We start from the raw sequence: 23,310 nt of genomic DNA on the forward strand, positions 1-23,310 counted from the left end.
TCACCACTTCATCATATCGATCTCGCCAACATCTACCGTAGCACGTTTGCGATAGATGGCAATAATCATCGCCAGGGCTACCGCAGCTTCAGCCGCAGCAACAGTGATAATGAAAATAGCGAAGATCTGTCCAGTCAAGCGCTCTGAGAATGTCTTGACGGTATTAAAGTAAGAAAAACCCACCATCGTAATATTGACGGCGTTCAGCATAATTTCAATGCCCATCAATACGGCAATGGCATTGCGTTTGACGATAGCACCATACAGGCCAATACAAAAAAGCACGGCCCCTAAAACAAGAAAATGATTGAGTGTGAGTTGCATCCCTTACTAATCCTCTCTGCCGATAACAATTGCGCCAACAATTGCGACCAACAATACCAGTGATGCAATTTCAAAGGGGAGCACATAGCTGTAATGGATGGGACTGTACAGCAATTGGCCTATGCGTACCACGTTATCGGGTAACTGTTTGGCTACCTCAGACGTACTGACAACATTTTTTACAGCCATCTGGCTCGATGAAACAGCGTAGATGATCGTCGCACCAACACCGATACAGATAATTGCAGCCACAGGCCATAATTTATTGGCGGGATTGGTCTGCCGCTGTCCAGTGATGCGCGTTAACATCAGCGCAAACAAAATCAGGATCGTCACCGCACCTACATAGATGAGGATTTGCACAATAGCGATAAATGATGCACTGAGCAAGACATAAATACCGGCCGCCATGGCGAAAACCATGACCAGAGCCAGAGCGCTATGCACAATATTGCGAAGCCCCACCACCAATAATGCGGCACCCACCAGGATCACGGCGAAGATCCAGAATAAGAGGGTGGCTAAATCCATAAAAAAACATACCTCCGGATTATATCGGATATTATTGGATCGTAATTTCAGACTCAAACCAGAGGGAGAAGATTACACATCCTTACATTGGTTTATTGTGTTAAAAGTATTGTATCTCATTCTATGACGCCTGGACATGACAAGCGAAGCCTGCTTATTCCATGGGGGTATAGAATGCGTGCATAGTCCCTCTGGGATTCTAACAAAACATGGGGCTGGTGACAAGGGGAAAAAAGTTCTATCAATCCGCCCATTAGTAGCAGATCAGCCCCATCGCAAAATACCCGTTTCTTTCGCTATTCCGGCCTTTCGCTAAAAGAATAGAGATACAGTCAAGTTCAAGTATTCCATTATCTTGCTTAACCAAAATGTAGGACCCACGGCGCGTGAATGCGATAGGTGTGCTATAATTTGTGTTGAGCATAGATAGTTTCATGAAAAAAGGGCGTAATTGTGGCATGAGCTTAACACATACATCTCTCGATCAAACTCAACCTGAAATAGTACGCTGCACTCGTTGCAACACAGAGTTGCCCCCCTCGGCCACTTTCTGTGGACAATGTGGTGAGCGGGTCGAGAAACATAGCGGCGATAAGTCTTCTCCAAAAAACGCCGACATTTCTGATCGTTATCGTATCACTTCGTTGCTACGAAGACAACCACCAGCCCAGGTCTTACTGGCCCTGGACACCCAGCAACAACGCCCGGTCGTCATTCATGATATAGATATTACTACGTTGGATGATGAGAACCGGGCTCAAGCGATCGCAGCGGTCCAGACTGAATATGACCTGCTACGTCGACAACGTATCCCGACGATTATGCCGCTGGTCGATCTACGCTACTATGATGGCCATTTATACGTTATCGCCGCCTGGCCATTCGCCCTGGCAAAAGACAAAGAGAGTGCTCACCCCCAGCACCATGTCTCAACACTCCAGGATCTCCTCCAGAGCGGGCTCGGGCTCCCCGAGGAACAGACGGCCATCCAATGGATCTACCGGCTAAGCCGCGCACTTGAACAGATCCATCGCCTGGAAATTCTGCTCGGTCAGATTGAGCCAGCCACGATCCTTGTCAGTCAACATAACTATAGCGGCGAGCCTCTCCTGATCGTCTCATGGTTGCCAGATCTCTTATATGAGCTCATGCCACAGCCATTGAACCATGCCAATGTGTCACCATTTTGTGCACCAGAAGTAGTACGAGGAGATATAGAACCCCGCTCAGATGTCTATAGTCTGGGAGCAATCCTGTATCTTTTACTGGTTGGCGTCACCCCCACCAATGCCAACAAACGCCAACAACAACCATTGCCTTCTTTACGTGACCTCAATCCACACATCAATAGTACTTTAGATATGGTCGTCATGCAGGCTTTATCGATGGAGAGAGAACTGCGTTATCAGAGTGCCAGCGAATTCTCAGAAGCGCTGCAACAATTCATACCACTAACGCAAGACGGTTACCGTACAGCGCCAGTGGAAACCTCATCCCTTGAAGATAAAGAAGCTATACCTATCTCTTCGAATATTGTCGATAATAAAATTAACGGGGATAATGAGGCAATAGAAAACGCAGATTCTGAAGACATGACCATTTCGATTGTCCCTCTTCAGGCCCGGATGGCCCGGCGCTATTTATCCAGGATCAAAACAGGCAAATTAGAGTTGCCAGAACAACCAACCGGGGAGGCAATAGTGGAAAAAGGGTCAATACAACAAAGACAAAATGATGCAGAGAGGTTAGAGGAACCGTTGCAAAAGGAATTAATCAGTCCAACTACGGATGAAGATCATGGCCAGGAGGCGGCCTATAGTGCCTCTACCCCTGCTGAAAGTGACGTTATTGAGCGATCAGATGCAGCAATAGCAGATCCCACCAGCAGCCCTGAACCAGCGTCACCGGCGACGGTCATTGAAAAGACGCCGGAACCCCCTGTCGAGGAACCAGAGACGGCCGCTTCCATTCAGGAGCCAGCGCCGGCGGCTCCCACACAGGATATCGCCCAGCTGGCAACCGTTCTGATCAAAAGCGACTCGATCGAAGCCGCGCTGGCGGCTCGCGCTGCCCAGCCCGATACCTCGCTGGCGAGTTCGCCGGTGCCTGCTACGAGGCAAACGAATGAAACACCAGCAAGACAGGATTCGTCTACCGGCTCCAGAGATTTATCCATCGGGCATATTAAAGATCTAATCACCGGCTCCCTACCAGGCCTGACGCGCTTGCGGCACCCAAAGGATGGAAGCACGAGCGAAGATGGCCAGAGCCCTGACAGTACCCTGCTCAGGCGCATGCAGCGTTTCATCCTGGGAGAACCACAACATAATACCTCCGCCGCTGCGCTAATCGAGACACCAATGCGTGTCCAGCCCAATCAGGGCTACTCGATCAGGGTGAACATTATGGGACGAGCAAAAACCAAACTTGATCCCAATGCAGGCGGCCTGAGCGCACTGTGTGAAGAAGAAACAGTCCATATCGAAGTACGTTCAGCCCTCTATCAAAACTACGCCTATATTGTTCAACAAGCCGATGTCAGCATTCCAGCCGCAGGCTATGTGGCCGAAATCACCATGCCGATGCAACCAGTAGTGGTCCCAGCGGCCGCCGCGAACGATTGCACATCTTCTTTATGGATAGCAATCGCAACCCGCTGTATGAAAAACCCTTTGTGATTGAACTATTCATCTCGCACCTGGTCCAGAGCGGACGTGAAGGACACAACGTTCTCTCCATACCACTGTAAAACCACAAAAAGAACAGGGGGCTCATTATCAAACAATCGATAATGAGCCCCCTGCTTGTAACTGCGCTATTTATCCGGGAACAATTGGTGATTCACCAAACAGGAAAATAGTACCAGCCATCATCACATACAGCAGAATCAACAATAACCCTTCTAGCCAGACGAGTTCCCCATCCTTGGTAATCTCACTGAAGAGGAACGTCGCCAGCGCCAGCACAGCCAGTTCTACCAGGCTAAAGACCAGGTCCAGACGTACTGGCATAAACACGCTCACCAGTACCAGAATTGGCGCCATCAACAAAGCAATCTGGATCGACGAGCCAGCCGAAGCGGATAGCACCATACCAATCCGTTTATCCAATGCCATGGAGATGGTGTTAAAGTACTCAGGCAACCCACCAATCAAGGGAATAAAGACCAGACCCACAAAGGCAGGATTCCAATGCAGCACCTGTGTCATCGGCTCAATTGTTCCCACCAGAATCTCTGATATGATGGCCACGCCCACAGTTGCCAGCGCCAGGAGCAGCACACCGCGCCAGAGAGGCGTCTTCCCTCCCTCATGTTCAGTCCCTTTTTTCTCAGCATCCAACGCCTGCTTGTGCTGCGACAAGACATCGGTTACTGAAGGGGTATTCCCATCCGGATCGGTCTGCATCGCGACAGCACCGCCTATTTCGGGGGATTGTTTAGTCTCATGAGCAACGATCGCATCTACCGTACCGTCAATACGCCTCAGCACACCACTCTTGCCTTCCACAGCACTTTGCGCCACATGCTGGCGATAAGAGAGCAGGCGTAAAATAGCGGCCGCGGAACGCGCTCCCACCAATGGCTCCATATCCGTTTCATCGTTCGCTGGCTTATCGCCAACACGGAAAACACTGAACAGGATCGAAGCGATATAGCCAATCAAAAGTGTCACTGCGATTACATCTGAGAGCAAGACACCCCGCTGGGTAACCATCGGCTGATTCGCACGAGTCGCAAAAAGTTCAGCAATGGTTGGTAATAACAAGCCACCAATTGAAAGAGCCAGCAGTGAAGCATATTGGCTGGCTGAACGTCTATCAAATTGTAGTCGTCCATGTTTAAAACCACCAACACAGACAGCGACGCCTAATACAAGCAAAACATTACCCAGTACAGTACCAATGATAGAAGCACTTACGACATCGACCAGACCCTTACTGAGCGAGATAATACCAATGATCAGTTCCGTGGCATTACCAAAGGTCGCAAAGAGTAGCCCACCAATGCGTTCACCCGTATGTTCAGCAATCGCTTCCACTGATTGACCAATTAAAGCCGCCAGAGGCACAATACCCAGAGCAGCAATAACAAAGAGAACCAGCGGCGGAACATGCCAGGGCAAAGGCGCATATTCGAGCACAACAGCTAAGCCAGAAAAGATCAATAAGAAATACAACCAACGCGGCATCTCAATTCCTCCCAATTATGCTGGATCGAAATCCATACGTTGTATACGCTCATTCAATCTCAAGGGTTACAGTTTAGCGAGATACAAGCTCTTTATCGGTACAACTCCAGGGCTTGTATCTCGCGGCCCTTGCACAAACCCACCAACTTTTGCCATACTCTCTAATGGAAATATCACAAAATTTATTTTTCATCTGTACTATGTGCAAAGGTTTTAGCTTATGAAACGCAATTTACTGGCCAGACTCCGTTCAAACGGCAGCTATTATATTATTGGTGGCTTACTCTTACTTTTAGGGGTACCACTCTACCAGGTTGTTATCCTGGGTCCAACCGGCTTCAGCAACGCCCTGGAAGCGACTGGCGCTGGCCGCTATACAGCCTATCTGGCCTGGATCAGTAGCCATTCGGTCTCATTCTTGATCTATCGCTTGATCCTTATTTTCGCCTTTCTGCTCTTATGGACTTTTCCATTCAACCTGCATCGCATCATTGTGGCCCAGGAATTGATGGATCAGCAGGAGAGAGATGAATCCGCTCATCACAATCAGGACTTAACGGAAGCAGCTATTGGCAAAGATGATGATGGAGATGCAGAAGAGGATGAAGACGATGGGATGCCAGCGTATCCATGGCGTGGGAAAGGGTTTGTGGTTCTGGCAGCCTGGCTGGGCGTCATCGGACTGAGCATCTATTTAATTGGGAGTATAGTCAGTACTGCCTATTTATTTCTGGCTGCCAGCAGTACAGGAAGCGCGATTCACAATAGTGTCACCACCCTATCACCCATCTTCTCAATCATCACAAACGTCATTGGCACAGGCTTGATCGGCCTCGGCTGCCTCTTCTCCGGCGCGATGATTGCGCGCACAGGAAAAAATCTCTGGCCGGGAGTATGGGTCGCCTTTGGCTATGTATCACTCTTCATTGGTGCTATGCTCTGTATCAGTGCAGTTGCGGTCATCAGTGTAGCCGGCAATGGACAAAGCACCCTGACGACGGTCGCTACCCTGCTCTTCGCAGGTTGGGCCATCTGGCTTGGTGTGATGCTGGTGCGCCTGAAAGCAGAACAATAACATAAACAGGCATACAGGCAGGATCAAACGCGAAGCTTCAAGCCAGGTCCTGCCTGATAACTATCTTAAGATTGCATAGCCCTGGCAATACTGGTATATTCAGCATCGCTTAAACGCCAGCCAAGTGCACCAGCGTTCTCCTGTGCCTGGCGAATCGTCTTGGCACCAGGAATAGGAATCACGTGCGCATCGGTCGCTAATAGCCAGTTCAGGGCCACCTGAGCCAGCGTCTTGTCATGAGCCTGGGCCGCAGCCTCCATTGCCGCAAACAAGGGCTCCATCTTCTGCTGTTGTTTATTCCCTAGATTTGACATCATACGCCGCTGCCACGAAGGCAATGTTTCTTTTCCCGGACGATATTTGCCGGTCAGGACACCTTTGGCCAGTGGACTGTATGCAATCAGCGCAACATCCAATTGGCGGCAAGCTTCTAACACGCCTTTGGCTTCAGGATTGCGATGGAGCAAGCTATACTCAACCTGATTAGAGGCCAGAGGAATGTCATGGCGTGCCAGCCGCGCATGAGCCTGGCGCATCTGTCTGGCGCTATAGTTACTCACACCGACAGCGCGCACCTTACCACTGCGTACAGCTTCAGCCAGCACATCCATCAAGCCATTAATACTCAGAAAAGTAAAGGGCCAGTGAATCTGATACAGATCGATCTGCTCTACCCCCAGCCGCGCAAGACTGGCATCCAACGCATCCAGCAACTGTTTTGACGAGAAGCGTTCAGGCAGAGGAGCAAACTTACTGGCAATCAGGATCGGGCGGCCATCCTGGCGTTGACACTCACCAAGAATACGTTCAGATTCGCCTTTCCCATATATTTCAGCCGTATCAAAAAAATTCAAGCCATTATCCAGGCACAACTTGTACGCCTGCGTAATATCATCACGTGTAAATGATTTACCATAGCCCCAGAGTCCTGTATCACCCCAACTCCAGGTTCCGATACCCAGCGCAGGCACAGTAATCCCGGTAGCCCCTAATTTACGTTGATCAGTCTCAATCATCAAAGCAAGTACTCTCCTTTATGTAGCATATATACTCTCTACACGAGCAGTTAAAGCTGTCCGTTATATGCAACTATCCCACACTGGACATAATCCTCTTTGCAGGAGATCGCCAGGACCTTATACTACTTGTACAGATATGGCGTACAGAATAGATGGGTAATCAGAAGAAAGGAGAATTTCATGCAGATAAAAAGCCAGCCCGGAAGATACCTTCCGGGCTATGAGACCAGACAAATGAGTTATCGAACCTCTTCTTTGGATTGGGATAGCACCGTATAGCCAGCACGCCAGCACTCTATTGCCTCGGTCGTCCTCCCCAGCTCCTCAAGAACCTGCGCCCAACCGCTATACACCTTCGCCTCATCAGCATATGCCTGGGTCGCTGCCAGACACACTTTCGCTTTTTCGTACCAGGAAATGGCCTCTTCCAGTAGCTTTCGCTGTTGATCACCTGTCTGCCGCCGGGCTGCCTCATAGGTCACATTAGCGATAACATGGTACACCCGACCTTGCATATGTCCATCAACGGTTTGTTCCATGTTATTCAGGGCCAGCTGGCAATAGCGCTGCGCTTCTGACAAGCGTTGTTCCGCCAGACGCACCTCGGCCAGGGCAGCACAGTTGAGCATCGCCATAGTAGGGCCATGATAGCTGTTGGCGATGGCTAAGGACTCGGTATAATGATCGGACGCCTCACGATAATTGCCCTGCTGCAGACATACCTGACCCAATAAATTATGCATGCGCGCCGCCATTTGTTGATCCTCACGCTGCACATACAAACGCAACGCTTCCTGGCCGGCAGTATAGGATTTTGATAATTCATCGGTATACCGATAGACGTCACAAAGCCCATAATAGATATCGGGCAACGCAGTATCATTGTTATAGTGTGCGCAAAGACGAATGGCCTCTTCATAATGTTCCAATGCCGGGGCATACAAACCACGCATCAAACAGGTCATGGCCAGATAATAGCGAGCATGAATCCGTACTACTGGCAGATGCACACGTCGATCGTGTAAGACCTTCAGACAGCGTATAAAATGGAAAGATGCATCTTCATAAGTAGAAAGATTGACCGCCGCCATACCCAGGCGCAATAAAGCCATCGCATGGCGCTCCCGCTCTTGCGGTGTTTCAACGTCCAGGCTGTCATCCATACCTGGCAATAATGGCGAAAGTGTCGCCAGCGCATCCCCCCACTGCTGACGTGAGATATGACACCAACCTAGCAAATATACTACCTCTCGTTGCAATTGCTCATCATCAAACTGCATGGTAGTGAGCACCTCAAGAGCAGCATCATATCTTCCTTCTTCCACCAATAATCTGGCCCGGTAGAGTAACATCCTGACATCTGCATTTTGTATCACAAGCGATTCCCTCCCTTACGAAAAAATAAGAGCAATTATAGCACAATTATTTTTATAGGTATATATATCATTTAAACCACAAGAAAAGCATAGCTTGAAGCATATGGTAAGCAAATACAAACAAAGAATAACTTATCTTCATTCGTCTGCAGCAAGCATTTAACCAATCTTTGTAGAATGCTAACACTTGATAAGACTATGCAAAGTTATCATTATTAAATTCTCTATTCATAATTTCGATGAACGATAGAATATTTTCTTTAGCAGTGGAAAAGAACTGATGCAACAGGCGATGAAAAGAGGATGCCAGTAATTTAATACTGTATATGAATAGCGCTAATGGAGATGAAACGCATATATGCATTATGCTAAAAATATAACGGGATTCTTGCGCCCCGAGGCCGCGCCCACAAAGCCTCAAGAGATTCCCGTTGTAAACAGTATAGCGCAATTGTGCTCCTTACACAAGAAGACATTACTTATGGGAGTAAAAACCCTCTATGTCTGATAAAAAGAATAGCTAGCAAGCAAATACAATAAATGTATAAAATATAGAATATACTATAGACTATTATTAGTCATTACACATTTTCAAACTGAAATTTTTACGTAAAAACCCATATATCGATCATAGGGCAGAATAGCTCTTGCGTGGGGTGTGCTCCCGTGGTAGACTGTCGGAAGATAATGGATAATTATCTGAAAAATCATAGATACTGTAAAAATGATTTTTTCCGATTGTTTACACTAAGCAGAATAATGCGGGGCGTAATCAAGGGTGATAAACTCATCCACGCAATCAGATAGCATGGATGAACCTGTGGCGGAGTATAGAAACTACAATCTTTTATTTGTTGATCAAATATGTATCGAAGCAAAATGATAGTTTTACACGTATACATATAATGCGTGTGCTAAAGCACCATCGCGAAATTTTGTGGTATGCATCCGGGTGCATACATATTTATTTATGCAGAGGAATATATTGTGGATAACGAACCTGAAATCAGCCGAAGGAGAAACCTGGTGCAACAGAGGAATAACAGCACAGGAGATCAATTTGCAGGACGCCGTATTGTAACTATCGGCGGAGGATCAGGAACATTTTCACTCCTTTCTCATCTTAAAAAGTATCCATTTAATATCACAGCTGTAGTCAATATGTCAGATAGTGGTGGCAGTTCCCGCCGCCTCATGGATGAATTTCGACGCCAGTTACCATTGGGCGACCTACGGATGTCATTGGTAGCGCTGGCCCGCAACGGGGCCTTATGGCGAGAAGTCTTTATGCATCGTTTTGAAAAGTCTGAAGAGGCCAGAAATGAGCAGGCCATCAGCGGTGTTGGTGGGCACAGCCTGGGAAATCTCATTCTCAAGGGTTTACAAGATATCAATAATGAAGATCTCCTGCTGGCCATTGAGGATGCGCAAGAACTTCTGGATACGGCCGGGAATGTGGTGCCGGTTACCCTGGCTCAAACAACCATCTGCGCGGACCTGGAGGATGGTACATCTATCTGTAGTGAAACAGAGATTGATACACGTGGAGAAAAGCAACCAGGTCAACTTTCAGCCATTCGCCATTTACGGCTGGTGCCAGAGGACGCTCCTGCCTGTCAACAAGCCGTCCGCGCCATTCGTCGCGCTGACACGATCATTATTGGTCCTGGAGATCTCTATACCAGCCTGATGCCCAATCTCCTGGTACCTGACATTGCCCGCGCGGTCCGTGAATCAGATGCTGAAAAAATTTATATCTGTAATCTCATGACCAAACATGGCGAGACAGATAACTACAAAGCATCGGACTTTGTCGATACCGTCCATCGCTATTTAGGGGGACGCGTCGATCGCGTACTGCTCAATGACGGCACATTCCTGCCAGAGGTACTCAAGGCTTATGCTGAAAATGGCGGTCATCCAGTCATGATTGACCGACCACAATTAGAACGTATGGTGCCCAGTGTCGTGATCGAACGCTTCAACTTTGAAGGTGATTCACTGGCTCGCCATGATCCAGAACGGGTTATGCACGCCATCTTCAATCCTGAGACCCATTAAACACCCGTTCACCAGATCAAGAATGCCGGATAACTAAAAGGTTATCCGGCATTGTCTTAAAAGCTCAGTCCTTGTGCGATCGCTTCAAATTCTTCGCGCGGGAATGCCCGCATAGTCTGGATATGTAAACTTCCATGCGCCAGCGTTTTCAGGATAATATGGGCAGCCGTCTGATCATCAGGGGCCTGCGTAACCACAATATAATCATACTGTCCCATCACCAGATAAAAACCAAGAAGTTTCCCTCCTGCCTCTGTTAATGCCGCCTCAAAATTCTGCAGCCGTTCAGGTGCATTTTTGGCTTCCTTCACCCCTTGCTCGGACAAATTCACCAGGCTAATATAGGTTGGCATACATCCCCCCAACGTGGCTAGTCGATATCGCTCCAGGTGTCGCGTTTAATGATGGTTGCCGCACAGATGCATAGACAATGGAAAGCTATACTCTGTATGGACCAATTGTACCCAACAACCATATTGACTCACAAGGTACAAAAATCTTTGCTAGCAGGAAGAGATTTCTTCCTATCCTCATCAAGAGCGATGAAAAAAGACCCGTCCCTCGCATAATCCAGCCAGGGCTCCTACCAGTGAGAAAAAGGCAATATTGTTGCTCCCCTGCTGCCCCCAGGCAAACATGCCACTGGTCAATAAAATATAACTTAAAATAGCGAGAATAGAGCCAATGAAAGGACGAGTAAACCAGGTGATGACGATAAATGTCGGTGGACGATCAACCTGTAAACGTCCCAGCGTCAAAATACAGCTAATGCAGCCGCCCAGAAGGCCATAGACCATCACTAACCATGGCACCCCTAGTGGGTTAAATCCTTTATTGAAAACGCCATTGACTACCCCGAGTCCCTGGATGACAGCAAAAATCAAGACAATGAGTAATAGAAAAACCAGATACACGGCAAAAGCGATGAACCAGCGTTGCGCCTGAGGAGAGGGCTGCGACATAAAAGAACGTGGCACCAGATCTACGGCTGGCAATAAGCGCTCTTTAAAGGCCGGTAATGGCTCAGTATTATGCTCGGGATTGAGCGCGGCCTCACTGCCAGGAAGTGGCAAAATACTCTGTGGCAGCTGGGATGAACGCACTTCAGAGATCTGGGATGAACGATGGTCCGCACTCTGCGAGGTGAGAGATGTATACTGCCCGGGTGCGCTATGCTGATGCAAGGCACTCTCTTCCAAAGAGCTATTCATCGCGCTGATCCGCATCGAGCGCTGGCCCATAAAACGTTCGTTATCGGTCGCTTCGTGTTCACTATTCCAGCGCTGCTCGCTCTGGCGTTGTTGAAAACTGCGTTGGATATACTGTTCGGGTAACTTTTGTTTCTGCGCAATCGTCGCCAGACGCTGCATAAATACCCCATCCTCGGTACTCTGTTCAGCCCGAGCAAAATGTAATTGCTGATAGGCCAGTTCTGTTGCTACATAGGTAACGCTGGTTAACTCACGCTCCCGATAGGTCTCATACACCACGACTGGAACTCCCTTAAAAAATTTTTGCGGCGCTATCGCAGCATGGATAGTATCTAATAAGGATGGCTCATCCTTATTTGGCTCGGACAGACGTCGTGGAATACGATACAACACACCCCACACTTCAGCATCAGGATCCAGGCTCGGGCTAATCGCGACAATCGTTGGCCCTGTACTCCCATGGATACGCTGAGCCCCCACAATCAAGGAATAGCCTTTCAGAACAGCAGGACCATAGAGCAAAGCCAGGCCTGCCAGCCGTTCAGGACTATTGAGGACTGCCGCATCCATCTCCAATCCATATTCAAAAAGCCAGATAAACTCTTGTCCATCTTCCGCGGGCTTGATAGACCCCACAGTCGGCGTCGCCAGCGACTTCTCGGTGTCACGCTCACCAAACTCTTCCGGTACAGGGGGAGCCGAGGGAGCTTTAGCGGGAAAGGTCGGAATGGGGGCGGAATCCTGTGATAGGATACCTGGATACTGGCCCCCTGAGGACACCATCATTTCATAGGAAAGCGGGCGCGGAGTATTGCTACGTACAATAGGCACACCCGGCACGACCTCTTCATTCTTCGCTTCTTTTTGCTCTACCTCTTCGGATGCCACTCCTTTTTTCAGCTTTTGCGCATCCCTGGGCTCTGGTTGCTGCGGTTTTGGCTCCATTTCGATTGCACTCTCCTTCCATTCCCTACCCACCAGACCAATCAAAATTACAGCTTCTATCATGCTAAGATACTCATATTGCCCGTGTTCACCAAATCAATAGGACTAATGGGGGGCGCCGGCTTTTTTTAAGCTGAACATTTTGCGGAGAAGTGCAGACAATTATGAGGCGTTTTCCTGCTTTTTATCATCACACTATTGGTATGCGTTCCACGGGTGAATCTCGCTCATCTGAAGGCGTTCTACGGGCCATCAAACGACGCATAGCAATACCAATACGGCGAATTCCTTCTGTGATATGTTTTTCTTCGGGTGAGGCAAAACTGAGGCGCAGATAATGATGTCCTCCTCCATCAACATGGAAAAGCTCGCCAATCACAAAAACAACCCGTTCATGCGCCGCTTCCCGCAACAGGTTACGCGCACGCATATCGCCGGGAAGACGATACCAGAGGTGTATACCGCCCGTTGGGGGATAGACTCGTCCACCCGTGGGCCAATAGGTCTCGATGGCCTCTAACATCAATGTCAACTTGCGTTGATAGCACTGACGCGCCAACTGCAGGTGTGCATCCAACAGCTCGCGCCGAATCAGCTCAGAGATAATCCATTGGCCGATAGCATTGGTATTCAGATCAAACGTCTGCTTATATAAACCCAGGCGCTCAATCATTGGTACCGGGGCAGCCAGCCAGGCGACCCGCAGTCCAGGCGCCAGCATCTTAGAATACGTGCTGAGATAGAGAACATTGCCATAGGTATCCAACGCCTTCAATGGCTGGGGAGCCTTATCATTAAAATAGATTTCCCCATAGGCATCATCCTCAATAATAGGAATTTGATGGCGCTTCGCCAGTTGGAGCAAACGGCGCCGGCGTTCCAGCGACATAACAACTCCAGTAGGATTTTGGAAGGTCGGGAGAGTATAGATAAAACGCGGCTGGCGCCGGGCCAATACTGTCTCTAACAGGTCCACCCGCATCCCTTCATTATCAGTCGGAATGCCGATGATACGAGCACCCAGTGCCCGAAACATCTGAATCGCGCCCAGATAGGTTGGAACTTCGACCACAACTTCATCGCCCGGCGACAAAAGAAAACGTCCAATCAAACCTAATCCTTGCGTGGAGCCAGACAGGACCAGAATATTCTGTACGTCCACCTGCACCCCACGCTGCCGCATTCTGGCCGCGATACTACGGCGCAAACTCAATAAACCATCCACAGGACAATAGCCCAGCGCGCTCTGCCGAGCAGTCGTCAGATTATCAGCCAGGATCGACTGGATGAGTTCAGCCGGTAACATATCTGGTGGAGGCGTGCCCTGGGCCAGTGAAATAATTTCCTGGCGTTCTTCCATCGAGGAGAGCTCGCTCAAGACCCGCGCATCAGGACCCAGTAAGGCATCTTCATTGGCTGATAGGCCCAGCAGCCAGGAGGGCAGACTCTGTTCAAAATAGTCATCTTCCAATTGGAGGTTGCTCCGCTTCACCAGTGTCCCCCGGCCAACATGCCCTTCAATCAATCCTTCGCTCGACAGATCATGGTAGGCATTCATGATCGTCGTGCGATTCACCCCCAATTCCTGCGCCAGGGCACGCTCTGGCGGCAGGCGTGTTCCCTCAGGGAGATCCCCGGAAAGAATCGCCTCACGTAACCCCAGACTGATCTGGCGATACAGTGGGGTACCATTTGCACGTTCAAGTCGTACAAATGCGCTGATCGAGGCGGTAAAAAAAGGTAATGGCTGATGATTTGGCCTATCCTGTCCCATGGCTTTCTCCCTATTGGCTGCTCTTACCATCCAGTGTAACCAATCCAATAGGGACAGAACAAGGGCCAATTAGTGAAAATATGAGCAGTCCAAAAAAGCCTTTGTTAGTGTTTGCTTCCAACTTTTATCGAGGAGCATACCGCCAGCCGCACTCGGGCACTAAAGCGCCCATAATTCTTTTAATAACTGTGGTGCATATGCGTGTGCTTTTCACACGCATATGCACCATAGCTATTAATGTTGGAGCGCCAAAGGCGCGAAAAGCATGCTGAAAAGCGATTGTAGCATATGGAGGGGACCGCGATAAATTATCGAAGCAAAGAAACGTAGCGATGCGATCCAGCTTTAAGTATCCAGGGGGCTGGAGAGTATGCTACACTAAACCGCATCGTCTAGCCTACAAAAAAGACGAAACTGAGGAAGCAACCTTAAAAATTGTTTGTTTGTATTTTGGGGATGTAAAATACTATTTATGGAGCCATTAGAACAACGTATACAACAAGTTTGTACAGATCGCGAACATGGATCGCGTTGGCTTGTAAAAGAAGCGATTATTATTCTTAAAGATCTGGCGCAAGATACCCAACTCTCAGAAATCCAGCGTCTTCAGTTATTAGCCAGTAGTGCCAGGCAATTGGCTCAGGCCAGGCCAGCTATGGGAGCACTTGCCAGTGCCGTTGGTCGCGTGATCCATGTCCACGAAGAGGGAACTGAGGCGATCGCGCACGAAGCTCAACAATTGCTCACGGACTATGAAACCGCCACCCAGAAAATTGCAGAGTATGCTCAACCCTATTTAAAGGGACATCTGATGACCTGTAGCATTTCCGGAACCGTGCTGGATGTCTTGCTGGCCCACAAAGAACAGATCAGTCAGATCACCATCCTTGAAGGTCGACCACGCTATGAAGGTCGCGCAATGGCGCAAGCATTACACGAGCACGGTATAGCTGTCACGATCATTACGGATGCCCAGGCGGACATCTTTCTTCCGCAATGCCAGGGAGTTGTTGTAGGAGCCGATAGTATTCTGATCAACGGAGATATCTTAAATAAAGCCGGTACCGCTCTGCTCGCCTGGGCGGCCCATGGTCGGAATATTCCGTTCTATGTCCTGAGTGAAACCCTGAAGATCTCACCCAATCGCTGGTACGAACATGATCCGGCCCGCCAGGCCAGTAATCTCAATCTACTCGAGGAGAAAGAAGCGGCTGAAGTCTTTGCGAATGCCCCGGCTGATATCGCGGTACGAAATTTTTATTTTGATCATACGCTCTATCGTCTGGTCACGCATGTGATTACGGAAAATGGTATTCTTGACCGCCACAGCATTCGCGAGATTGCAGTCACCACACGCACAAATGCGCGCATTTTAGCCAGGTGGCAAGCATAGTCCAGAGGAGCAGTCACCTTGCCTTCTTCTGTTTTTTTTAGCTACAATACCCTACAATAGGGTAAAATATAACCTGAACTTCATACCACTGTGCCATAAAAAATGAGCACCAGCGAGACGCACAGAGAAAGGTCCAATTATGTATTCGAGGAAGGAAGAAGAGGATTGGGAGGTTACCGCCAATGGATTATATGTAGCAACAAGAGGATATCTGATACGTCGTGGCTACTGCTGCTCCAACAAGTGCCGCAATTGCCCATATATCAACTGGCGCAATGACTCTGAATGGCAACCACTTCCAGCCGAATGCATTAAGCGCGCTCGCGTAGCTCCCAAATCAGCCGTCGCCGCCCAGGCACTCCTGGCTTATCATCAACAGCAGCTGAAAATATGCTCACCAGACGAGGTAGAACACCAGACCAGCATGGTTGAGCACTATCAGAGGTTACTGGAACACTGGGGTATAAAAAATGAGAGAAGATGAGGATTTCATCTTCTCTCATTTTTACATATTCACATGCCTATATGCCTGTTTATGAATGCCAGACAAACGACACACCGGGTCCAGGTGTATGATGTGCCCAGGAGAATTGTCCCCAACCAACAACGTTCCAGTTGGTAGTTTCCACCGAGCCATCAGCATTAATCTTCTCAACCACACCTACGTGTCCCACCCCACCGGCATACTGGGTACCGGGTTGCAACACAATAATCGAAGGCAGATGAGGTGTAGTGGTCACATTCCAACCACTATAATTCCTGGCATTGTAAGCCCAATCCCCGGCATTACCGGTCCAGGGTACTGCATAGCCGGTCAGATGATGATATTCATAGTCTGCCCAGTAAGTACATTGTCCGGCAGTAAATGGATTGTAAAAACTGCCATCAGCAATCGTACCAGTGCTAGATGAAATACCGCCAGTAGTGCCCGTTGAACCAGGATTCACTGGCTGTTGTGGCTGAACCGGCTGTTGTGGTTGAACCGGCTGTTGCGGCAAATTATTCGTCTGGGTGCCATCTGGCAACGTGAAATTATTCTGTACGCCAGCAAAGCTATATTTACCGCCGGCTCCGTTTAATTCAAAACCATCCTGGGTGACTGCCGTGGCGGTAGCCGCTTCAGCCGCAATCAGAGCGGTATTGTTCTGCTGCGACTTACTTGTATTCATGCTGGGATTAAAAATCTTGCTCAAGCTATTCGCCGAGCCAGGACCCATCGGCAACACCGCTGCCAGTACTCCCAGTATTACAGCTACCAGAGCAACAGTCGCTCCAATATTCACGACGGCACGCCTTCCCTTAGGAGGACGCAATGTACCCGCACTTTTCTTGCCCGTAGCTGGAATCAATAGAGGTTTGCGTTGCGTTGGTGTCAACTCATGTGTCACCGGAGCAACAGTAACCTGATCTACTTCTCCATTTTGCGCCTCTTTCAACGCTATTGACTTCTGCTCAGCAGAGGGAAAGGATGTTGTCACACCACCCGTCTGCGGGGTAGATGTCGCAAAATCCAGTTGTTCTACGCCATGGGACGTATCAGTGTATTCATTTGAAAACATGTATACAAACCTTCAGTTCGTTAGAATTATTTCTCTTATGAGCCGGCAATCAATTGCACTTCTGCAGGCCTCCAATCACAGCGTATTCAATTACGTCTATGTAAGTCAAATCATCGATATTTATCAGGACTATGGAGCTATACCTTTTTAGCTTTTTTACGATAAAAGCTGCATAAAAATCAAACGGAGATAGAGTACTCTATCTCCGTTTGTGCACAATTACTGTTTAGCCGGGGAACCAGACGAATCTAACGCCAGGTCCTGGATGGAAAGTAACCCAGCTGGTAGTGGCCCAACCGCCATTCCAGTTCCAGTTACTGGTTGAAACACCATTATAAGGATTTGCCACCCCGGTCTCGACCACGGCGACATGCCCATATGAGCCAGCACCCTGAGTATAGGGAGCCAGAACGATGATCGAGGGTCCATTGGGGTTAGGCACAGAAGAGGTTCTCCACCCATAAGCAGGAGCCTGATAGGCCCAATCGCCCGCGTTACCGAGCCAGGGCACCCAGTGACCAGTTAACTGGTGATAGCGCATATTGGCCCAATAGGTGCATTGTCCATAGAAAAAGCGGCTCAAACTGCCCTGATCCGCTGCTGGAATGGTGGTGGTGGTGGTGGTGGTCGGCGCAGTTGTTACACCAGCATACACCTGGTTACCTGCGTCAAAACCATCCTGGGTGACCGCGGTGGCGGTAGCCGCCTCAGCCGCAATCAGGGCGGTATCATTCTTCTTAGAGGTCGTTGAATTCGAACTGGGATTAAATATTTTTGCCAGGGTACTATTTGCCTCGCCATTACCAGTCGGAAGTACAGCCACCAGAGCGCCAAATAAAATCACCATTAATACCAGAGCCACGCCTGCGTGAACCACGGCCCGCCTTCCCTTAGGAGGACGTAACATTCCAGTGCTTTTCTTGCCCGTGCCTGGAATCAATACAGGTTCACGCAATGACTTCGTCGTATGCTGGTTCTGTACTGTACCTGGCATCATGGCAGAATCTAATGGCAACGGAACAAGGGGAAATTGTGCCTCACCAGGAGCTTGCATCGCAGTGTTCGATCCAGAGGATGGATCCGGATCCATCAGCATGCTCGAAGCTCCACCACCCATTTGTGGTGTATGAGATCCCCCATTAGTGTGTTCACCTTCGGCATTACGAGAACGGTCACGAAATAACATACACATTACCTTCAATCTTACGCAGGTGCATCAGATACGACGCTTCAAATAGATTAGTTCAAATACTCAATTTGACTTTACCTAAATACTAGCGATTCAGTCAATTAATCAGACTTTTTGTAGGACTATATAACTATCATGTATTTAAAGGTAAAGATTTTTAAAATAGCGCAATGCTTGTCTTACATGAGACCTGCGTCGCATTCTTCGAATAAAGAAGATGGCTTATACTGATTTTTTCATGGCGATACGATTGATATCGTGACGAAAAATTCAGTATAAGCCATCCAGCGAACACAGCATATATGTTCTTGCTCTGACGCCTCGTTCCTACGGCGCTGACATTATTTTTGCGTGAAAGTAACGTCAATCATAAAAAACGATTGCACAGCGCGTTTGTCAATCTGGATACCAGAGAAAACTGATACCACGACCAGGATAAAATGTATGCCAGGTAAGGGTGGCCCAGTCGCCATTCCAGTTCCAATTACTGGTCAGGACACTACCGTCAGCATTGACCTTTTCAACAACGGCAACATGGCCATACGCGCCAGCGCCCTGGGCATAGGGACCAAAAACCATAATCGAGGCACCGCGTGGATTGGGAGTACTCGAGAGATTCCAACCATACGCAGGAGCTTGATAAGCCCATTGATAGGCATTTCCTAACCAGGGTATCCAATGTCCGGTCTCCTGATGATAGCGTTGATTGGCCCAATAGGTACATTGTCCATAAAAAAAACGATGCAAATTCCCGATATCCACAGCAGAAACATGGAGATCCAGCGGAGCAACCTTGACTCCCGCATAGACACGGCCACCACCGGGATCAAATCCATCGACGGTGACGGCGGTGGCGGTGGCCGACTGAGCCTGAATCAGGGCTGTATCGTTTTTTCGCACCGATGTCGTATAAAAGGGAAAAGAAAAGCTGGCATAGAGATGCTCGCTCTTGTCGACTGGCACCAGCGCCATGATGCCTCCTACGGCAAGAAATATCGATAAGATGCTGATTGCACCATGCACGATTAAACTCCGCCCCTGTAATGGCGTTGCCGCCACCGGCACCGTTTTTTTCATCCCATTGCCGGGAATCCATAGTGACGGTCTGGCTAGTGGCTGTGGTGGAATGACTGAGCGCACAATTTCCTCGGTCCTTTGCCCTCCTGTCGCTTGAGCTTTTAACATGGTCGGATCAGGATTAATGGGTAAAACCTGGGGAAGCGCCGTTACAGGTAGCCGCGAACTGGGAAATTGCCGCCCCCATCAGGAAAGGGGTGAAATGAGCGTTGAGTGGCTAAAATATATTCACTGGAAACTGCTGACGGAAACAATGGAGGAGTATGGACGGCATCATAAGAAAAGAAATGCTCATTTTCAGGAAAAGGCAATTGTTCAATCGGAACGTCGAGCCCTGCGGCTTCATGTACCGGAGGGACTATATGGCTACGCTGCCGATAGAGATTCTTCCGTTTACGATAACGATCTGAAAACAACATCCGTAAATACCTTCACAATTTAGCTGAGTTACACTACTACATAACAACCCGACACCAAACGTACTCAACTTCTCATGTTAACTGTACTCAAGTCTGACTTTAAAGTCAAATGCACCTCTATTACATAGCAATATGGTACTACACAACGTATATGTTAAAATATATACTATAGACTCATAACGCATATATCATTTCTTCTATTTTTCGCACGAGATAGCGTTAGCTTACGATCAAAGGAGGGATAGAGAGGCATTGAAACACCTACCTGATTACTACAAAACTGACATCATCCATGGTAGGATATGATAGCGATTGCTCAGGAAGCAAAGATACATAACCTCTACTTAATGGGGTAGAGGTTATACTTCCAACATATTACTCTTCAAGGTCTTTGGACGTTATATCAGAGAGATGAAGGAAGCAGGTCAAACAATCCAGCACCATTAAAAAGGTTCGTAATTTAAAAGATAGTGTTATTAGGAGCTAAAATGAAACGCACCCTGCGTCTTTTTGTCCCCTTGCTGCTGATCATGCTGATGCTGCCATCATGTGGTCCAGTATTCGCAGTAGGAACGGACGGGCAACCTACCCCCAAAGCCACGAGTGCCAGCAAAGCCACTACCTGTCCCGCTAGTCTCAGACAACTACCTACCTGCCTGACCCCTGAAGCGATGCGCCAGGCTTACGGCATTCAGCCGTTATATCAAAAAGGTTTTACCGGAAAAGGGCAGACCATCGTTGACATTGTTTCCTTTGGCAGCCCAACCTTGCAAGAAGATATGGCCGTGTTCGATAAGACCTTTAATCTGCCAGCGGTAAACCTCCAGGAGATCTCTCCACTTAACACCCCCGAAAGTGATCCACATCACGACAAATCCGGCTGGGCCGCTGAGACTACGCTGGATGTACAGATTATCCATGCCCTGGCACCAGACGCCAAAATAGTCGTATTGATCAGTCCGGTCGCAGAAACTGAAGGCACGGTTGGCCTGCCAGAATTTCGCCAGCTTGAGCAATACACCATTGATCATAAACTCGGCAATATTGTTTCTCACAGCTGGGGTGCTTCAGAGTTGACCTTTAAGGATAAAAAAGGTCAGGACGAACTGAAACTGTGGAATCAATTATTAGAAACCGCAACCACTCGTCAAGGGATGACCTACTTCTCTTCTTCCGGCGATAATGGTGCCACTGATTATGCAGATCTGGACGCCAAAAAGATCGCCAATGTCCCTACCACCAGTTTTGCCGCCGATTCTCCCTGGGTGACCAGTGTCGGAGGCACAAGCATGGTGAATAGTAACGGCACGTTCAAGGAAATAGCCTGGGCTGGCAGTGGTGGCGGCTTTAGCTCCTTCTATGCCACACCTGCGTACCAGAAACTCTTGCCAGCGTCAACCCTGGAGCAATTTAAAGGTCGCCGTGGCGTACCTGATGTCTCTGCTGTCGCTGATCCTTTTACTGGAATGGCCGTATATATCGGTGGTAGCTGGACGCAGGCTGGAGGCACAAGTGCCAGTTCGCCAGTCTGGAGCGCCATCATGGCCCTGGCCAACCAGATGGCCGGTCGCCCGCTCGGTTTTATTAATCCAGCACTGTATAAAATAGCGACAACCGGTACCTACCACCAGGCATTTAACGATGTGACCGTCGGCAATAATGATAATCCCGCAGCAAAGGTCAAAGGTTTTGCGGCCACAAGCGGCTGGGATGCCGTCACAGGTTTAGGCACACCCAATGCCCAGTACCTGATCCCTGCATTAATCAAAGAAATGTCCTGACAGCGCAACCCGTTCTCATTACGATGATGATATGGAGAAATACTTATGCAAGAGAGTATTTCTCCATATCATCGCTCCTCTTCAAAATTCCCCTCTGGCTTTGAATCTTTCTCTGTTCTCACGTCATGCTGCCGTAGCGGCAGGTCTTGAGCCTGCGGCCTCTTCACGCATGAGCGGGGTTCCGTAGCGGGCCCAGCGTACAAACGACAGCCGTAACGCTTGCTCGGACTCCTGGCAGGATTATAATAGGCCTTTATAAACACACCATTCGGCGTTTAAGATGGAGCCTCCAGCGGCACCACGAATGGTATTATGGCCCAGCATGACAAACTTGTAACTGAGGATCGGGCAGCGGCGCAGGCGTCCCAGCGTCACGGTCATACCAGCGCCAGCATCTCGATCGCGCAGCGTTTGTGGTCGATCACGTTCATGTCGATAGCTTAAGGTGTGTTCCGGCGCACTGGGCAACAGGACCGCCTGCGACTCCGGCACATAGTTTTCCCAGACGGCAATAATCTCCTCAGGACTGGCCTCGCGTCCCAGTTCAATACTGGCACACTCCAGGTGTCCTTCACGGGTCGCGACACGATTACAATGGGCACTCACCACTAATGGCGCGTCGACAAAGCCACGTCCTTCTTGCCAATCACCCAGCATCTTCAGCGTTTCACTCTCCACCTTCTCTTCTTCACCACTGATGTACGGAATGGCATTATCCAGAATATCGTATGAAGGGAGTCCTGGATAGCCCGCGCCAGAAATAGATTGTAGAGTGGTCACCAATACTTTACTGACGCCAAAGACCTGTTGTAAGGGCTTGAGCGCCATAACCAGAGGCGTAGAAGCACAATTGGCATTGGTGACAATAAAACCAGACCAACCACGCTGTTCTTTCTGTTGAGCCACCGCAGCGATATGGTTCGCATTCACTTCTGGAATCAGCAACGGAACATCAGGAGCCATGCGGTGATTCTTCGCGTTACTAAATACCGCCACGCCTGCACGCGCAAAGGCGATCTCAATCTCACCAGCGATCTCACCCGGCAAGGCAGAAAAGACAATCTTGACCTCTGGCATCTCCTCCGGACGACAACCAACCACGGGCAATGCCGCTACAGCTTCGGGCATATCACCACCCGTCAAACGCCAGACCGTCGCCTCTGCATATGGACGACCATTGTGCTTGCCAGAAGCCGCCAGCGCGACCACTTCAAACCAGGGATGCTCCTGCAACAACTCGATAAAGCGCTGGCCAACCATTCCAGTTGCCCCCAGCACACCCACAGGAATCTTCTCGTGTTGTCTCTCCATAGTTTTTCTATTTTCTTGCTAAAAAGGACAGGCAACGCTAGCGCAGTATGCCCGTCCTTTCGTTTCTATTTACTC

Annotated in this window: 19 protein-coding genes; 6 read left to right on the forward strand and 13 right to left on the reverse strand. The window is 49.0% G+C overall.

The features are described 5' to 3' along the window. Together nuoK and KDW_RS05720 are read right to left on the reverse strand one after the other, a co-directional pair. Complete coding sequence (gene nuoK / locus KDW_RS05715; protein WP_151755063.1) at window positions 1-324, reverse strand: NADH-quinone oxidoreductase subunit NuoK; 324 nt, start codon at window positions 322-324, stop codon at window positions 1-3. A gap of 6 nt (window positions 325-330) precedes the next feature. Further along, window positions 331-855 (reverse strand): NADH-quinone oxidoreductase subunit J family protein, encoded by a 525-nt coding sequence (locus tag KDW_RS05720; protein ID WP_151755064.1) that lies wholly within the window; start codon window positions 853-855, stop codon window positions 331-333. A gap of 458 nt (window positions 856-1,313) precedes the next feature. Here KDW_RS05720 and KDW_RS05725 point away from each other — a divergent pair, with 458 nt between their 5' ends. Further along, window positions 1,314-3,533, forward strand: a complete 2,220-nt coding sequence (locus KDW_RS05725) for an inactive serine/threonine-protein kinase VRK3 (protein ID WP_162005355.1) — start codon at window positions 1,314-1,316, stop codon at window positions 3,531-3,533. Between the two features lie 141 nt (window positions 3,534-3,674). On the opposite strand, the gene KDW_RS05730 is transcribed toward KDW_RS05725, so the two are convergent. Beyond that, the gene (locus tag KDW_RS05730; protein WP_151755066.1) at window positions 3,675-5,045 is read right to left on the reverse strand and encodes a calcium:cation antiporter; all 1,371 of its coding nucleotides are present in this window, start codon (window positions 5,043-5,045) and stop codon (window positions 3,675-3,677) included. A gap of 220 nt (window positions 5,046-5,265) precedes the next feature. Here KDW_RS05730 and KDW_RS05735 point away from each other — a divergent pair, with 220 nt between their 5' ends. Then, a complete protein-coding gene (locus KDW_RS05735) occupies window positions 5,266-6,120 on the forward strand; it encodes a hypothetical protein (RefSeq protein ID WP_151755067.1) in 855 nt (284 codons plus the stop codon). Between the two features lie 65 nt (window positions 6,121-6,185). Here KDW_RS05735 and KDW_RS05740 read toward each other — a convergent pair whose 3' ends face one another. Together KDW_RS05740 and KDW_RS05745 are read right to left on the reverse strand one after the other, a co-directional pair. Next, window positions 6,186-7,133, reverse strand: coding sequence for an aldo/keto reductase (locus KDW_RS05740; protein ID WP_371876247.1), 948 nt, complete (start codon window positions 7,131-7,133; stop codon window positions 6,186-6,188). 245 nt (window positions 7,134-7,378) lie between these two features. Next, window positions 7,379-8,515 carry a tetratricopeptide repeat protein gene (locus KDW_RS05745; RefSeq protein ID WP_151755069.1) on the reverse strand — a complete coding sequence of 379 codons (1,137 nt, stop codon included), beginning with the start codon at window positions 8,513-8,515 and terminating at the stop codon, window positions 7,379-7,381. A gap of 1,026 nt (window positions 8,516-9,541) precedes the next feature. Between KDW_RS05745 and KDW_RS05750 the strand changes: the two genes are divergently transcribed. Further along, window positions 9,542-10,576: a gluconeogenesis factor YvcK family protein gene (locus tag KDW_RS05750; RefSeq protein WP_233097635.1), complete on the forward strand. Its 1,035-nt coding sequence runs from the start codon at window positions 9,542-9,544 to the stop codon at window positions 10,574-10,576. A 56-nt stretch (window positions 10,577-10,632) separates the two neighbouring features. Here the strand turns inward: KDW_RS05750 and KDW_RS05755 are convergent, their stop codons facing one another. The 3 genes from KDW_RS05755 to pdxR all read right to left on the reverse strand — a co-directional run bounded on the left by KDW_RS05755 (window position 10,633) and on the right by pdxR (window position 14,506). Then, window positions 10,633-10,929, reverse strand: coding sequence for a GYD domain-containing protein (locus KDW_RS05755; protein WP_151755071.1), 297 nt, complete (start codon window positions 10,927-10,929; stop codon window positions 10,633-10,635). Between the two features lie 180 nt (window positions 10,930-11,109). Beyond that, window positions 11,110-12,732 (reverse strand): gamma-glutamylcyclotransferase family protein, encoded by a 1,623-nt coding sequence (locus KDW_RS05760; RefSeq protein WP_151755072.1) that lies wholly within the window; start codon window positions 12,730-12,732, stop codon window positions 11,110-11,112. Window positions 12,733-12,922: 190 nt separating this feature from the next. Beyond that, window positions 12,923-14,506: a MocR-like pyridoxine biosynthesis transcription factor PdxR gene (gene pdxR, locus KDW_RS05765; protein ID WP_162004985.1), complete on the reverse strand. Its 1,584-nt coding sequence runs from the start codon at window positions 14,504-14,506 to the stop codon at window positions 12,923-12,925. A gap of 472 nt (window positions 14,507-14,978) precedes the next feature. Between pdxR and KDW_RS05770 the strand changes: the two genes are divergently transcribed. Continuing rightward, on the forward strand, window positions 14,979-15,899 hold the full coding sequence (locus KDW_RS05770; protein ID WP_151755074.1) for an eIF2B alpha/beta/delta subunit family protein: 921 nt from the start codon (window positions 14,979-14,981) through the stop codon (window positions 15,897-15,899). Window positions 15,900-16,038: 139 nt separating this feature from the next. Next, window positions 16,039-16,383, forward strand: a complete 345-nt coding sequence (locus KDW_RS05775; RefSeq protein ID WP_151755075.1) for a DUF5522 domain-containing protein — start codon at window positions 16,039-16,041, stop codon at window positions 16,381-16,383. A gap of 49 nt (window positions 16,384-16,432) precedes the next feature. On the opposite strand, the gene KDW_RS05780 is transcribed toward KDW_RS05775, so the two are convergent. The 4 genes from KDW_RS05780 to KDW_RS05795 all read right to left on the reverse strand — a co-directional run bounded on the left by KDW_RS05780 (window position 16,433) and on the right by KDW_RS05795 (window position 20,143). Continuing rightward, a complete protein-coding gene (locus KDW_RS05780; RefSeq protein WP_151755076.1) occupies window positions 16,433-17,458 on the reverse strand; it encodes a CHAP domain-containing protein in 1,026 nt (341 codons plus the stop codon). 226 nt (window positions 17,459-17,684) lie between these two features. After that, window positions 17,685-18,644: a CHAP domain-containing protein gene (locus tag KDW_RS05785; protein ID WP_162004986.1), complete on the reverse strand. Its 960-nt coding sequence runs from the start codon at window positions 18,642-18,644 to the stop codon at window positions 17,685-17,687. 399 nt (window positions 18,645-19,043) lie between these two features. Beyond that, on the reverse strand, window positions 19,044-19,787 hold the full coding sequence (locus KDW_RS05790; protein WP_162004987.1) for a CHAP domain-containing protein: 744 nt from the start codon (window positions 19,785-19,787) through the stop codon (window positions 19,044-19,046). 86 nt (window positions 19,788-19,873) lie between these two features. Continuing rightward, window positions 19,874-20,143 (reverse strand): hypothetical protein, encoded by a 270-nt coding sequence (locus tag KDW_RS05795; RefSeq protein WP_151755079.1) that lies wholly within the window; start codon window positions 20,141-20,143, stop codon window positions 19,874-19,876. A gap of 488 nt (window positions 20,144-20,631) precedes the next feature. Between KDW_RS05795 and KDW_RS05800 the strand changes: the two genes are divergently transcribed. Continuing rightward, window positions 20,632-21,924 (forward strand): S53 family peptidase, encoded by a 1,293-nt coding sequence (locus KDW_RS05800; RefSeq protein WP_151755080.1) that lies wholly within the window; start codon window positions 20,632-20,634, stop codon window positions 21,922-21,924. 240 nt (window positions 21,925-22,164) lie between these two features. Here KDW_RS05800 and asd read toward each other — a convergent pair whose 3' ends face one another. Next, complete coding sequence (gene asd, locus KDW_RS05805) at window positions 22,165-23,235, reverse strand: aspartate-semialdehyde dehydrogenase (protein WP_151755081.1); 1,071 nt, start codon at window positions 23,233-23,235, stop codon at window positions 22,165-22,167. Between the last annotated feature and the right edge of the window lie 75 nt (window positions 23,236-23,310).

The organism is Dictyobacter vulcani, from assembly GCF_008974265.1.
Classification (GTDB): domain Bacteria; phylum Chloroflexota; class Ktedonobacteria; order Ktedonobacterales; family Ktedonobacteraceae; genus Dictyobacter; species Dictyobacter vulcani.